The sequence below is a fragment of the Affinundibacterium macrobrachii genome (assembly GCF_014652415.1).
GTDB lineage: Bacteria > Pseudomonadota > Gammaproteobacteria > Burkholderiales > Burkholderiaceae_D > Undibacterium > Undibacterium macrobrachii.
Map to the genome: position 1 here is coordinate 37,456 of NZ_BMYT01000005.1, position 14,551 is coordinate 52,006.

The 14,551-nt window shown below is 44.9% G+C and carries 15 protein-coding genes; 10 read left to right on the top strand and 5 right to left on the bottom strand.

Translation table 11 applies throughout. The features are described 5' to 3' along the window. The first annotated feature begins 171 nt into the window (after window positions 1-171). The 7 genes from IE103_RS14275 (at window position 172) to plsY (ending at window position 6,526) form a co-directional block, all read left to right on the top strand. Window positions 172-1,149, top strand: coding sequence for a TRAP transporter substrate-binding protein (locus IE103_RS14275; protein WP_229827314.1), 978 nt, complete (start codon window positions 172-174; stop codon window positions 1,147-1,149). 93 nt (window positions 1,150-1,242) lie between these two features. Continuing rightward, complete coding sequence (locus IE103_RS14280; protein ID WP_189346811.1) at window positions 1,243-1,794, top strand: TRAP transporter small permease; 552 nt, start codon at window positions 1,243-1,245, stop codon at window positions 1,792-1,794. Continuing rightward, entirely contained in the window at window positions 1,791-3,071 is a 1,281-nt protein-coding gene (locus IE103_RS14285; RefSeq protein ID WP_189346812.1) for a TRAP transporter large permease, read from the top strand. The genes IE103_RS14280 and IE103_RS14285 overlap by 4 nt, the downstream gene beginning before the upstream one ends. Window positions 3,072-3,787: 716 nt before the next feature. Further along, on the top strand, window positions 3,788-4,333 hold the full coding sequence (locus IE103_RS14290) for a methylated-DNA--[protein]-cysteine S-methyltransferase (protein WP_189346813.1): 546 nt from the start codon (window positions 3,788-3,790) through the stop codon (window positions 4,331-4,333). Next, window positions 4,327-5,259, top strand: a complete 933-nt coding sequence (gene xerD / locus IE103_RS14295) for a site-specific tyrosine recombinase XerD (RefSeq protein WP_189346814.1) — start codon at window positions 4,327-4,329, stop codon at window positions 5,257-5,259. Before IE103_RS14290 ends, xerD begins: the two co-directional genes overlap by 7 nt. A gap of 35 nt (window positions 5,260-5,294) precedes the next feature. After that, window positions 5,295-5,780 carry an aminoacyl-tRNA deacylase gene (locus IE103_RS14300; protein ID WP_189346815.1) on the top strand — a complete coding sequence of 162 codons (486 nt, stop codon included), beginning with the start codon at window positions 5,295-5,297 and terminating at the stop codon, window positions 5,778-5,780. 140 nt (window positions 5,781-5,920) lie between these two features. Continuing rightward, entirely contained in the window at window positions 5,921-6,526 is a 606-nt protein-coding gene (gene plsY / locus IE103_RS14305) for a glycerol-3-phosphate 1-O-acyltransferase PlsY (protein ID WP_189346816.1), read from the top strand. 116 nt (window positions 6,527-6,642) lie between these two features. Here plsY and tsaD read toward each other — a convergent pair whose 3' ends face one another. Together tsaD and IE103_RS14315 are read right to left on the bottom strand one after the other, a co-directional pair. Further along, the gene (gene tsaD / locus IE103_RS14310; RefSeq protein WP_189346817.1) at window positions 6,643-7,683 is read right to left on the bottom strand and encodes a tRNA (adenosine(37)-N6)-threonylcarbamoyltransferase complex transferase subunit TsaD; all 1,041 of its coding nucleotides are present in this window, start codon (window positions 7,681-7,683) and stop codon (window positions 6,643-6,645) included. 73 nt (window positions 7,684-7,756) lie between these two features. Next, on the bottom strand, window positions 7,757-9,892 hold the full coding sequence (locus tag IE103_RS14315) for an EAL domain-containing protein (protein WP_189346818.1): 2,136 nt from the start codon (window positions 9,890-9,892) through the stop codon (window positions 7,757-7,759). 288 nt (window positions 9,893-10,180) lie between these two features. Between IE103_RS14315 and IE103_RS14320 the strand changes: the two genes are divergently transcribed. After that, window positions 10,181-10,495: a hypothetical protein gene (locus tag IE103_RS14320; protein WP_189346819.1), complete on the top strand. Its 315-nt coding sequence runs from the start codon at window positions 10,181-10,183 to the stop codon at window positions 10,493-10,495. Window positions 10,496-10,774: 279 nt separating this feature from the next. On the opposite strand, the gene IE103_RS14325 is transcribed toward IE103_RS14320, so the two are convergent. Then, complete coding sequence (locus tag IE103_RS14325; RefSeq protein ID WP_189346820.1) at window positions 10,775-11,353, bottom strand: hypothetical protein; 579 nt, start codon at window positions 11,351-11,353, stop codon at window positions 10,775-10,777. 23 nt (window positions 11,354-11,376) lie between these two features. Beyond that, the gene (locus IE103_RS14330) at window positions 11,377-12,060 is read right to left on the bottom strand and encodes a MarC family protein (protein WP_189346821.1); all 684 of its coding nucleotides are present in this window, start codon (window positions 12,058-12,060) and stop codon (window positions 11,377-11,379) included. Window positions 12,061-12,282: 222 nt separating this feature from the next. Between IE103_RS14330 and IE103_RS14335 the strand changes: the two genes are divergently transcribed. Both IE103_RS14335 and IE103_RS14340 read left to right on the top strand, forming a co-directional pair. After that, on the top strand, window positions 12,283-13,050 hold the full coding sequence (locus tag IE103_RS14335; protein ID WP_189346822.1) for a GNAT family N-acetyltransferase: 768 nt from the start codon (window positions 12,283-12,285) through the stop codon (window positions 13,048-13,050). Further along, on the top strand, window positions 13,047-13,904 hold the full coding sequence (locus IE103_RS14340; RefSeq protein WP_189346823.1) for a UDP-2,3-diacylglucosamine diphosphatase: 858 nt from the start codon (window positions 13,047-13,049) through the stop codon (window positions 13,902-13,904). Before IE103_RS14335 ends, IE103_RS14340 begins: the two co-directional genes overlap by 4 nt. Window positions 13,905-14,053: 149 nt before the next feature. On the opposite strand, the gene sixA is transcribed toward IE103_RS14340, so the two are convergent. Continuing rightward, window positions 14,054-14,533: a phosphohistidine phosphatase SixA gene (gene sixA, locus IE103_RS14345; protein ID WP_189346824.1), complete on the bottom strand. Its 480-nt coding sequence runs from the start codon at window positions 14,531-14,533 to the stop codon at window positions 14,054-14,056. Window positions 14,534-14,551: the final 18 nt, after the last annotated feature.

Genomic DNA, 14,551 nt, shown 5'->3' on the forward strand with positions numbered 1-14,551 from the left:
TCACCATCTGGCGACATTGTGGTTAACCACAGTTGTAAATTGGCGTCCGAACGGCTAATAATGATTGCACAATAATTTAATTAGGAGACTTTAATGAAACATACAGATATGCGCATGTCTAAAAGGCAGAGCTTGCGTCAACTGCTCACAGCGATCGGCACCAGTTCCTTAATGGTAGCTAGCTTTAGTCTAAGTGGGTCGGTATTTGCACAAAATCCGATCGTGATTAAATTTAGCCATGTGGTGGCGAACGATACGCCAAAAGGTAAGGCTGCGGAACGATTTAAGGAATTGGCCGAGAAGGCAACCAAGGGCAGGGTTAAGGTTGAACTGTATCCAAATAGCACGCTGTATAAAGATAAAGAAGAACTAGAGGCATTGCAGCTCGGTGCAGTGCAAATGTTGGCACCATCTTTGGCAAAATTTGGTCCACTGGGTGTCAAGGAATTTGAAGTATTTGATTTGCCTTACATCTTTCAAAACCGAGATGTTTTGCATCGTGTTACTGAAGGTGCCGTCGGTGCCAGTTTATTAGCTAAGTTAGAACCAAAAGGGATTACCGGTTTAGGTTTTTGGGATAACGGCTTCAAGGTCATGTCCTCGAATGTGCCGATGCGTGTACCTAGTGATTTGAGAGGCAAAAAACTACGTATCCAGTCCTCTAAAGTACTCGATGCACAAATGCGTGCGCTTGGTGCAAATCCGCAAGTGATGGCGTTCTCTGAAGTCTATCAGGCTCTACAGACAGGCGTGGTCGATGGCACAGAAAATCCACCATCGAATTTATACACTCAAAAAATGCATGAAGTGCAGAAGCATGTGACGATGACCAATCATGGCTACCTAGGTTATGCGGTGATTGTGAATAAAAAATTCTGGGATGGCTTGCCAGCAGATATCCGCTCAGAACTTAATAAGGCAATGAAATCGGCAACCCAGTATGCGAATGCGATCGCGCAAATTGAGAACGATAACGCGCTCGAAGCAGTTAAGAAATCTGGCAAAACCAGCGTCTATGTACCGACCGAAAAAGAGCGCGCAGAATGGGTGAAAGCCTTGATGCCAGTGCAGCGTTCGATGGAGAGTCGAATCGGCAAGGAGCTAATTCAAAGCGTGCATAAAGAAGCACAAGCTTTAGGCTTGAAGTAATCCTTCCTTTCGTCAATCCAGCAGAGAATTGTTGAAGTTCTTTAGTACGCTGGATTGACTCCTCACACTTATTTTTTCTTACCGGGAGCTGGCATGAAATTGCTTGATCACTTGGAAGAGTATTTGATCGCCTTGCTGATGGCAACCGCGACCCTGATTACCTTCGTCGCGGTACTACATCGTTATATGTCGGGTTTCGATATTCCTGTAGTGCAGGATTATCTGATTAGTTTGAATACCAGTTGGGCACAAGAATTGACGATCTACTTATTTGTGTGGATGGCCAAATTTGGCGCCGCATATGGTGTTCGTTCTGGGATTCATGTCGGCGTTGATGTTTTGGTCAATCGTATGAATGAAAAGAACCGCAAGGTGTTTACCTTGATTAGCCTCGGTTCTGGCGCATTGTTTACATCGATTATCGGTAGTTTAGGTGCGTATTTCGTTTATGGTATCGCGCAAACCGATCAAACTTCACCCGATATGGAAATCCCGATGTGGTGGGTCTATATGGCAATTCCACTTGGGTCGTTTTTAATGTCCTTCCGTTTTCTTCAAGTGGCTTGGCATTTCATTCAACGTGGCGAATTGCCCAAGCATGATCATGCCCATGTCGAAGGCTTGGATAAAGAGGTGCAAGCATGAACGCGCTGATTATTTTTAGCTTGTTGCTGTTATTGATGCTTACTGGCATGCCGATTTCGATCGCGCTTGGTTTAACAGTATTGACCTTTTTGTTTACGATGACTTCAGTGCCAATAGAATCGGTTGCTTTAAAACTTTTCACGGGAATAGAAAAGTTTGAAATCATGGCGATTCCGTTTTTTATCTTGGCGGGTAATTTTCTTACTCATGGTGGAGTCGCTAGGCGCATGATTAACTTTGCGACTTCGATGGTGGGACATTGGCATGGCGGTTTGGCATTAGCCGGTGTTATCGCTTGTGCCTTATTCGCTGCGGTGTCCGGTTCGTCTCCAGCAACGGTGGTTGCGATTGGCTCGATTATTATGCCGGCGATGGTCAAACAAGGTTATCCAAAAGGATTTGGCGCGGGTGTGATTACGACTTCCGGTGCTTTGGGGATATTAATTCCACCATCGATTGTGATGGTGATGTATTCAGTATCGACGAATACTTCGGTAGGCCAATTGTTTATGGCAGGAGTGATACCAGGTTTAATGTTGGCTTTTTTTCTTGGCTTAACGACTTGGTACTTAGCGCGTAAGCATAATTATCCTCGTATGATCAAGGCGACTTGGGGTGAGCGATTTGTCGCTTTTCGCAAAAGTGCTTGGGGACTATTGCTAATTGTGATCGTCATGGGGGGAATTTATTCTGGCATGTTCACGCCGACAGAAGCGGCTGCCGTATCTGCGGTCTATGCGTTTATTGTTGCCGTGTTTGTGTACAAAGATATGAGCATCAAACAAGTCCCCAAAGTCTTGATTGATTCTGCCGCAATGTCAGCGATGCTACTGTATATCATCACCAATGCGGTTTTGTTTTCCTTCCTAATGACTAGTGAAAATATCCCACAATCGATGGCCGCATGGATATTGGATAGTGGCTTTGGCATGCTGAGTTTTTTGTTGGTGGTGAATATTTTGTTGCTATTGGCTGGCAATGTGATGGAACCATCTTCGATCGTTTTGATCATGGCACCCATCTTATTTCCGGTGGCGATGAAGTTAGGCATTGATCCTGTGCATTTCGGCATCATCATGGTCGTCAATATGGAGGTCGGTATGTGTCATCCTCCAGTCGGATTAAATTTGTATGTAGCTACCGGCATTGCGAAAATGGGCATTACTGAATTGACAGTCGCCGTACTGCCTTGGTTGATGACAATGATTGCGTTTCTGATGTTGATTACTTATGTGCCGATTATTTCAACTTGGCTCCCACGTTTGATTTATGGTTGAACGATTTGCTGAAAGTTTGAAACTTCGTCTGAAACTGAATTCGCGTCCGCGGTACAAAGATAGCAAGCTAGGTTTTCAGGTTTTTGTATAGAATAAAAAACGCTTCGAATAAAAATCGAGGCGTTTTTTTATGTTAGAAATTTTTTTGTGACGGTCGATTTAGTACATCTGCGTGGCAATTCTTGTACGCTTAAATTTTGAATTTACGATGCTGGCGAAGCTTATCTATATGTTTAAAAATTTCTCCACGGAATTGCTAATATTTCCCTATGGTAAATTAAATAAATCATTTTTGATTTAGCACATTTTTTTTGTAATTTGCGATCTTTCTCTGCTGCAGAAGCACAAATGCAACAAAGCTTTTTTTTAATCAAAAGCCTTGCCTAATTTTTTGATTAGCCATGCTATATTTCGCACACCTTAATAATTCGCTGGATCAAATGATCGCGAGTTCCTTTAAGGCAGCAGAAAATAAGGCAGGAGAAATAACAAAGCTATATTCGCTCCTGATACAGGTTATGGAAGTGCAATAATAGTGCCCAATAGGGCGCAGTCAAAAGGGGGGGAGATTCGCGTTTCAAGATAAGCTGAGTCCTTGTTCGAAGAGACTAAACAGCACAAACGTGAAAAATTTTAGAAGGCGCATCCAGTGGATGCGCCTTTTTTCTTGCGCGTTTCTGTAGGACAATCACGTTATTCTTATGAATGGAAATGTGATGGCAACTCCCGAATCAATCATTGAAGCGGCTATTTTCTCGGCAATTGTTCCTGCACCGTTTGGTTACATCGGTGTGCGCACTGAAAACGCAGAACTAAGTGAGCTAGTCTATTTACCGCAGCGCTTCCAAGAGAAAGCGCCGAGCGACGCTATCGCGCAAAGCGCTGCTGAACAAATTACACGCTATTTCGCCGATCCTGATTTCCAATTTGATTTGCCATTAAAGTCTGTAGGAACAGCGTTTCAGCACAGAGTATGGCAGGCTATTTCTAGTGTTCCGCGTGGCCAAGTGCGCACCTATGGTCAAATTGCACATCTGATCGGATCGGCACCGCGCGCAGTAGGACAGGCTTGTGGTGCGAATTGGTTTCCATTGATCATTCCTTGTCATCGCGTGACGGCATCCGGTGGACTCGGAGGCTTCGCACATCATGATGATGCGACGGGATTTCATTTAGGCGTTAAACGTTATTTACTACGCTTAGAAGGTGTGCCAGAGTATAGTCAGCCTGAATCAACGCAACATCAGGAGTCGATGTGGTAAAACCTGCTGAAAAGCCCGTATCGGTAGAGTTGCCAGCTCTAGTGCAAGCGCAAATTGATCAGTTTTGCGATAGCTTATGGTTGGAAGATGGTTTGGCAAAAAACTCTTTGGATGCCTATCGTCGTGATTTGCGTTTGTTTGCCGAATGGTTACATCAAACCCATCAAAAGCATTTATTACAAGTAAGCGAAGTCGATATTTTTTCCTATGTCGCTGCCAAGCACCAGAGTTCTAAAGCGACTTCGGTGAATCGCCGTATGTCGGTGTTAAAGCGTTACTACCAGCAAGCATTTCGCCAACATCAAATTGCGGTCAACCCTTGCACCAAACTTAAATCAGCAAAACAGCCAGATCGTTTGCCTAAGACCTTAAGTGAAGCGCAAGTTGAATCGCTATTACAAGCGCCAGATGACCAGACCCCGCTGGGATTGCGCGATCGCACCATGCTTGAACTGCTCTATGCCTGTGGTCTGCGGGTGACAGAATTGGTGTCGTTGAAGGCGTTCGAAGTCAGTTTAAATGATGGGGTTTTGCGTGTGACGGGGAAAGGTAGTAAAACGCGTTTGGTGCCTTTTGGTGAAGTAGCGCGGATGTGGTTGCAACGTTATTTGAGTGAAGGTAGGCCAGCAATCTTAAACGGACAGATTGATGACGCGTTATTTGTTACTGCTCGCGGTGGTGCAATGACACGTCAAATGTTTTGGGTGGTGATAAAAAAATGCGCTGCGCTAGCCGGAATTACCGCGCCTCTGTCGCCTCACACATTGCGTCATGCGTTTGCGACACATTTACTGAATCATGGTGCTGACTTACGTGTGGTGCAATTATTACTGGGGCATGCTGATATCTCCACAACGCAGATTTACACGCATGTCGCACGTGAACGTTTAAAACAGCTGCATGCGCAGCACCACCCGCGCGGTTAAAATAATGCAATTTTGTAGAGCTTGAGAGAATTATCTTGGCAAAAAAAGAACACGTATCAGAAACACCCGCAACCCAATTATTGCGAAAGCATGGCGCGGTTTTTACAGAACATCCTTATGCGTATGAAGATCATGGCGGCACTGCTGTTTCTTCACGCGAGCTAGGGGTTGAAGAGCATGTTGTGGTAAAAACTTTGGTGATGCAAGATGAACAGGCTAAACCCCTGATCGTTTTAATGCATGGCGATAAAACCGTTTCCACCAAAAATTTGGCGCGTCAGATTGCTTGTAAGTCAGTAGAACCATGCAAACCAGAAGTGGCTCAGCGCCATTCAGGTTACATGATTGGCGGCACCTCTCCTTTCGGTACCAAAAAGGCGATGCCTGTTTATGTCGAGGCATCGATCTTGGCGCTAGAAAAAATCTACTTGAATGGTGGGCGTCGAGGATATTTGATTGGCATCACGCCACAATTATTGGTCGACTTATTATCTGCCAAGCCAGTCAACTGCGCTTTATAGCGTTGTTGCGCTTTGTTAAACACTAGAGTTTCATACCTCGATGTGTAAGAATGTCGCGCTAGTTCGGATATTCGCTTTTGCCTTGATCCGGACGAAAAAAACAGTCAAATGAAATTTAAAATAATAGGATGGAGAAGTAGATGAACGCAGCGATTGCCATAGCGGTGGCATATTTAATCGGATCGATTTCCTTTGCGGTGGTAGTCAGTCGTTTGTTTGGATTGTCCGATCCGCGCACTTATGGCTCTAAAAATCCAGGTGCTACCAATGTTTTGCGTTCTGGGAATAAAGCCGCTGCGGCATTGACGCTAGTTGGTGACGGTTTTAAAGGTTGGCTCGCGGTTTGGTTAGCGATGGTTTATCAAGATCAATTCAACTTGTCGGATACCACGGTTGCGCTAGTAGGATTAGCGGTCTTCGTTGGTCATTTATGGCCTGTCTTCTTTAAATTTGTTGGCGGTAAGGGCGTTGCGACTGCTTTGGGGGTTTTGTTAGCGATTAATGTTTGGTTAGGATTAGCCACTTTTGCGACATGGCTAATCGTTGCCTATGCATTTCGCTATTCATCGTTAGCGGCACTCATCGCGTCTTTGTTCGCTCCGTTCTATTACGGCCTGCTATTTGGTGCAAACTTCACTTTGCTAGCCGTCGCAGTGATGAGCGCCTTACTGATTTATCGTCATGCACAAAACATTGCGAATTTGATGAGCGGTAAAGAGAGCCGTATTGGTAGTAAGAAAAAATAAGATCTTTGACTTTACCGAACTAGAAGCGTTCCTGATCGCAGGATCTGTAGTTCACAGTGAATAGAATAAATCCCTCGACCTATTGGACTTCAGTTCATTGGGTGCGAGGGATTTTTTTATGCAGAAACCAATTCATGCAATGGCCAACGCGGGCGCACATTGAAGCTGTAATTTTTTGTTGCTAGTTCCGGGTAGGCTTGCAAGCGCATAGCTCCCGCAAAAGCAATCATGGCGCCATTATCGGTGCAGAACTCTAGTTCTGGATAATAGACTTGAAAACGTTTTTTCGGATTCGATGCATTGGCTGCTGCATTGAGTGCCGCACGCAATTGTTGGTTGGCACCGACGCCACCCGCGATGACTAAGCGTTTTAATCCAGTTTGTTTCATCGCAGTTTGGCACTTGGCTACTAGAACATCAATAATCGCATCAACAAAACCGCGTGCAACATTAGCTTTGTCATTGTCAGTCAATGCCTCTGGGTATTTTTTTACTGCAGTAAGGACAGCGGTTTTGAGTCCAGAAAAACTGAAATTCAAGTCTTTCGAATGTAGCATCGGCCGTGGAAATTGATGTATCAATGGATCGCCGCTCTGTGCTAATTTAGAAATGGCGGGGCCACCAGGATAATCGAGTCCGAGCAATTTGGCTGATTTATCAAATGCTTCACCTGCGGCATCGTCCAGTGTCTCACCTAATAAGCTGTATTGGCCGACGCCATCGACGCGCATCAATTGTGTGTGTCCACCAGAGACGAGTAAGGCAATAAACGGAAATTCAGGCGGCTGGCTAGCTAGTAGTGGCGATAGCAGGTGGCCTTCTAAATGATGGATGCCAATTAGTGGTTTGTCTAATGCTAAACCTAATCCACACGCCACGGATGCCCCGACTAAAAGCGCACCTGCTAAGCCAGGGCCTTGAGTGTAGGCGATGGCATCGATGTTTGCCGCTTGTACTTGGGCTTTAGTTAAGGTTTCACGCAGTAAAGGAAGTGCACGTTTGACATGATCGCGCGATGCGAGCTCTGGTACCACGCCGCCGTATTCTTGATGCATGGCGATTTGGGAGTGCAAGGCATGCGCCAACAATCCGCGGTTGGTATCGTATAGAGCGATGCCAGTCTCGTCACAAGAAGATTCGATACCAAGAACGATCATAATGAAATTCTAAGAAAATGCGATGATGTGGAAAAATTATCCCGCATTATAAAGCATTGCTATAGATCACTCGTTATGAGTGCTGTCGGTTCTGGTTATGAGGCAAAGATGTCAACCAATCACCGAGCGTGCTGCCGTGTAGTGGCTTACTCGCAAAGTAACCTTGCATGGAGTCGCAACTCAATTTGATTAAGGTGTCGCGTTCGGCTTGGGTTTCTATGCCTTCGGCGATAACATGTAGCCCCAAGCTATGCCCCATTTCTACAATGGTTTTAACGAGTTTTTGAGTAGATTCTTGCTGATCAATATCAATCACAAAACTGCGATCAATTTTTAATTCTGATACGGGTAGTTTCTGCAGATAGGCGAGCGATGAGTGTCCAGTACCAAAATCATCGATCGATAATCCGATACCTGTAGCACGTAGACTGTGCAGTAAGGGAATGGCATCGTCGGGATTTTCCATGATGCCACTCTCGGTTAACTCTAATTGTAAGTTCATCGGAGAAATTTGGTATTGATGGATTAATTGCTTTACCCTTTCTGGTAGTTTTTGGTCGCGTAAATCATTAGTGCTGACATTCACCGCGATACTTAATTGCGGGTATTGGTTTTTCCATTGAGCCAAGGTTTGTACCGCTTGTTCTAACATCCAGTTTGTTACGTGACTGATGTATCCAGCGCGTTCTGCAAAAGGTACAAATTCGATCGGTGAGATAAATCCTCGCTTTGGATGTTGCCAGCGTACTAGGGCCTCAAATCCATAACAGTGCATATCATTTAATCGTATTTTAGGCTGTAGCCACATTTGTAATTCGTTGTTTTGAATGGCGGAGCGAAGATCTGACAATAGGCTTAAGTGACTTAGACGAGATGCTTCTTGCGCATCGGAATACCAAGCAAATGTCTCGCTACGTTCTTTCGCTGCATAGAGTGCGACTTCGGCGTTTCGGATCAGTGTGGTTAAATTGTTGGATTCGCTATTAGCTATTGCACTCCCAAATACGAGATTGACGTCAATACTATAACTACCGCATTGAACCGGTACGTTTAGTTCGAGTTGGATGTCGTGAATGATTTGTTCGACCAAATTTTGCGTGTACGAGTCTGAATTATCAGCACAAAATAGAGCAAACTGTCCGCCCGAGAATTTTGCCAAAAATGTCTTTTTTTCAGAATGTTTGCCAAGCGCTCTTTGTAATCGTTGGCTAGTTTCAACAATTAAAGTATCGCCAGTCCCAAATCCCAAAGTCTCATTCACAATTTTCAACCGTGCGATATCCATTAAGATCATTGCATGGTGTCGCAAATTTTGCTGTGAAAACATTGTTAGCAAGCGCGTACGATTTGGTAAATTACTTAAGCTATCGTAGTAAGCAAGCTGCTCAATTTCCGCTTCACGACTGGCGATTGCATCGGTCATAACGTTAAGTGCATGGCTTACTTGAGCAACCTCAGTGGTGCGAGTCGTCGGCACCTTGCTGTTGTAGTCGCCCGATGCGATTCTTAGTGCACTATGTTCTAACATACTGAGTGGTTGTACGACGCTGCTTTGCGTAATAAAGGCAAGCACCATACCTGACAATACTATTAACACGGAGATCGCAAGGATGTGAAGTTTGAGTTGCGCCAAATCTTCTTGTTCTTCTGCCTGTCTTTGTCGTATGCGTTGTTTCGCAAGTTCTAGCAAAACATTGCTTTCGCTTAAGAAAGCCTGGCGTGCGGGCGCAACTTGCGTTTCGAATACTAGTTTTGCTCCTTCAGTATTATCTAGTTCAATTTCATCAAATAGATTTAAATATGATTGTCGATATTCTTGATGAGTAGAAGATAATCTTTGTAAGCATATCAATTGCGCCTCATCGTCTGATTCGGCACTCAGTTGCTGGATTAATTCATCGATATGTTTTTTCTTCGCATCAATGGCATCGTAAGCGGGTTTTCTTTTTTCCTGAGTAGCATTAAAAATTAAGACTAAAGCGCTGGTTGAGCCTTCAATATCGAGAGCAAGATTTTGTACTTGCAATAATTTCTGCAGGTCTTGACTTGCAAACTCTTGACTGCGTCGTGACACTTCTTGTACTTGCGATACGCTACGGATGACTACAAGGATAAATAGACTCAGTATCAATATATAACTTAGTGCCAAACGATAGCTAATTCTGCTAGGCAGAATGCGTTCGATAAGATAATGATAGGCATTTTTCATGATTCTTTGATTATCAAAGTGTCGACTTTCTGCGTTGACTTGAACACGCAAACCCAATAGTTTGGCTTTACTCGAAAAATCACATTGTTTGCTTGGCGATCAAAATGAATCCATTAGAGCAAATTGCCTGCTTGCTGCAAAGTGAATTTTCAAATTGTTGTTTGAATCGTTGTATGACTATAGTGATTATCAAGTCTCTGCGATCAAATTCACGCCAAATTGTCCCGATTAGTGAGGGGATGGGCTAGAATGAAGTTCTTCATATTCTAAGGATGTTAGGAGAAGTCTATGTTTCTAGATCACGCAAAAATCTCAGCCACGCATAGTGAAACCGAACCAGATCGGATAGAACGTTTGAATCGTGTGTATGGATATGCGATCGCTTTAGCCGATGCAGATGGGAATCATGACTGCATTATCAAACTCGCTAAGCTGCATGATCACAAAGGAACCTTGATGGTGCTGTGGCATCAAGCGCCGACGGAACTTGAGCGAATTTATTTTATGAAAGCTTGGAAAAGTCGAGTTGGCGATGAATCAACCCAAGTTGAGCATGCTTTGATGTTACAAGATGCTAATGCGAATGAAGCGGAAAGCGCTTAGCTGCATTAAGCAATGCACGCATAAATTCAGGCTTAAAAAATAAACTAGGATAGTGCGGCAGGCTAAATAAGAAAATGGCTTGTTGATTTGTGTGATAAATCACATTCATCAACAAGTCATTTTTTTGATTCAAAATACGCTAGAGCAGTTCTAACTCACAATAGAATTGCTAACTACTGGCGTAAGATGCGCCGGAACATTGCAGTTGCGTAGGGCGCCAGTGCCGACCAAGAGAATACCGAAGTCGTGGCCTGTGTTTTCGTCCGATAGACCGCCCAGTTAGGCTAGTCTTGGGCGAGATGTAAGCTCATAGCTTGGTGGAGCGATTCCGAGCGGAACATAGAAGCCATTTACCAGCAACGTAGGCACGCCACGAAAGGCGATCTCGAGCAGCCGAGCCTCACCACCGTGTAGCTTGAAAGATCCGGTGGTGTGAGCCAACCCCTTGTTGGCAGAGTAAAAGATAAGCGCTAATGCTGCTTCTGCTTCGGACTCTTCTCCTGGATACGCTGCAAGAGCTTTGGCCTTAGTGAGCATCGAAAGGCTCGCGAACTGCTCGACGCCCAGATCGTCGGCATTCGTGCGAGCTGAGCGCTCCATTACTTCGGTTGGCGACGTTTTTGAGGCCTTGATGCCAAGGAACTCAAGGACCGCGCGACAGTGAATAATTGCAGACTCGATCGCCGCATTGGTGAAACCGGTAGCTTTACCTTCAATCACTTGTTGGCCGTTGAAGAAAACCTCCATAGATGGAGCCTCTTCCCACGACATATGATGTTGCAATGCTAGATGACCGATGGAAATGGCTCCTAGGCGATAGGCCAGCATGTTAAGCAGAGCGTGGTCCGGAGTTTTCATTAGAGTTGCTAACTTGTATTTTATTATCGGCGCATTTTCAGATCTTCTAATAATTCAGAGAAGCCAGACCAGCCAATTTCAATACCAATACACAGCAAGATAAATGCGGACAAACGCATCAATACAGTTGCGCCAACATCACCCAAGAAACTTTCTAAATTGCGAGCAAAGCGATATGACAAGAAAATCGCAATTGTGGTCAAAAACACGCCTATCGTCGCAGCCAAACCTGTGATCAGCCAATCGACCGGTTTGTTTGGTAATTGCGCACCTAAAGTAATTGACGCAGCAATCGCACCAGGTCCAACCGTCAAAGGGAAGCTAAACGGGTAAAAACTATGGCGACGTAGTTCTTCCTTGGTCCAATTACCGGCAGATGCCGCGACTGAATTGCGCAATTTATCCTGTCCTTGATCGTTCAGTAATTTCCAACCTGCCATGCCGACTACGATACCACCGGCGACGCGCACAATCGGTAATGAGATACCAAAGAAGTCGAGCACGTAAGATCCAATAAAAACGGCTCCCATCAATAGAAAGAAACAATTAATTGCGATTCGCTTGGCAAGTCGATTTGCCATCACTTGATCCATAGGTCCAGTCATCGATAGAAAAATTGGCGCAACGGCGATTGGATTGAGAATCGGTAGCAGCGTGACGGGTACCACAATGAGCGCTTTTACAAAAACGGTTAGTGCGATGCTCATTTTGCCTCCTTGATTTTAGAATAATTGTGATTATGCAATATTTCTTTTATTTGTTGGGGGTTTTCATGGATTGCCGTCCAGATGACTATCGCTACGACGCCACACTCATTATTTGTTGTAGTTTTACATTGTCATAAAACGGACATGCAACTGTCACAGTCTTGAAGTATTCGCTCTTTATTCTGCAGCCTAAATGCTGATTTGAATAAAGGAGACCAGCGCATGCGAGTGTTGACGATACCCGGGGATGCTAATCCTAGTTTTTCCAAATTAAGTCTCAGTCTTGCGAGTACCAAAAAAGAAGTGAAAGAAGTGCAGCGTCTGCGCTACAAAGTCTTTATCGAAGCAATGGGACTGACTGCTTTGGCAAATGATGATTGTTTAGATAAAGATGAATTTGACGAATACTGCGATCACTTAATTGTACGTGATACCAAATCCTTGAAAGTGGTCGGTACCTATCGGATTTTGAGTCCAAATGCGGCACGTCAGATTGGACGTTACTATTCCGAAGGTGAGTTTGATTTGTCGCGCTTGCAAAACATACGTGGCAGCATCGCCGAGGCTGGTCGTGCATGCATACATCCGGATTATCGTAGCGGTGCCGTGATTATGTTGTTGTGGGCTGGTTTGGCTGCATATATGCGTCGTGAGCGTTGTGAATTCCTGATTGGTTGCGCCAGCATTAGCTTGGCCGACGGCGGACACAATGCTGCAGCGATCTACCGCAATTTCAAAGATCAAGAATTTGCTCCCCTTGAATATCGTGTTACACCACATTTGCCATTTCCTCTTGAAAATATGGATGAGGGCTATGAGGCGCGTATTCCTCCACTTTTAAAAGGCTATTTGCGCGCTGGTGCATGGATAGGTGGCGAGCCTGCTTGGGACCCAGATTTTCATAGTGCGGATTTATTTGTGATGCTACCAATCGCGAATTTAGATAATCGTTACGCTAAACACTACGGAACCGAGGATATTGCCAAATGATGCCAGCAGATCAGTTTCTCGATAAGAAAATGCAAAAGCTTTTAAAGCCATCTAAAACGCCGAAGAAAGACATCAAACATTTTCGAACTATCTGGATATCTGATCTGCATCTTGGTACGTCCGGCTGCCAAGCTAAACGCTTGCTAGAATTTTTAAAATCGACCGAATCAGAAACTTTGTATTTGGTCGGCGATATCATCGACGGTTGGCAATTGAAGCGACGCTGGTATTGGGATCAAACCCATAACAACATCGTGCAAACCGTGCTGAAGAAAGCGAAGAAGGGGACCAATGTGATTTTCGTTCCAGGAAATCACGATGAAGCCGCCCGTCAATTTATTGAACTTGATTTCGGTGGCATTCAAGTGCGCGATGAATTGGTTCATACCACCGCAAACGGTAAGCGCATGTTGGTCTTGCATGGAGATAGATTTGATGGCGTCATTGCTTGTGCAAAGTGGTTGGCCTATTTAGGCGATAGTATGTACACCGTGATTCTGAAAATTAATCAAGTCTTTAATCAATGGCGCGCACGCGCCGGGCTGCCTTATTGGTCCTTATCGCAGTACCTCAAGCTGAAGGTCAAGAACGCGGTGAGTTATATTACCAAGTTTGAAGATGCCTTAGCCGACGAGGCTCGTAAGCGCGGTTTAGACGGTGTGATCTGTGGGCACATTCACAAACCAGAAATCCGAGATATCGACGGTATCATTTACTGTAACGATGGTGATTGGGTAGAAAGCTTGTCGGCCTTGATTGAGGAAGCGGATGGCGAATTACGGCTGATTACTTGGCACGATGTGGTACCACATGCACAGGCTGTTGAGGCACAGCAAATTGCCGTGCCTGCTTAAGTTATTGCGGCTTCACTAGAATTGGCTGAATTGTGTAGCTTCAAGTCAGCTAGGTCGAATCCGTTGATGTGACTGTTAGCGATAGGTTTTGATATCAATGACCGCTATCGATAAATAAGTGATCAAGTAGAGCAAGGGCGGTTTTGATCTTATTTGATGACCAAATCAGGCGACATAATTGCTTTTAAATAGGTACGCAAGCCTTCACCATCGCGTTCCTTTTGTGTAATCCACCAGACGTTTGCTTTGCGTACAGCACACTCATTTTGTTTGGGCGTAATTAAGCGCGCTGCTACATCACCTAGACTGGGTTGGTGCCCAACTAACATCACGGTTTCGCGCGCGTCTGGCCAATTAGCTGCTTTGAGTAAATCGTCGGCACTCGCTTCAGGACTAATCTCTGTGGCAATCTTGAATTTTCGATTTAACTTGGCAAGTGGCATCATGGTTTCGCGGGCGCGAATTGCCGGGCTGACCAGAATCCGACAATTATCCGGCAACACGCTGTCTAACCAATACGCCATTTTTTGCGCTTGTTTGTGACCTTTAGGCGTCAGGCGGCGTAGCGCATCGGCTAGTTCTTCATTTCCGGGTTCGGCTTCCGCATGGCGCCAGAGAATCAGATCCATCGACTTTTTCCTCAATAT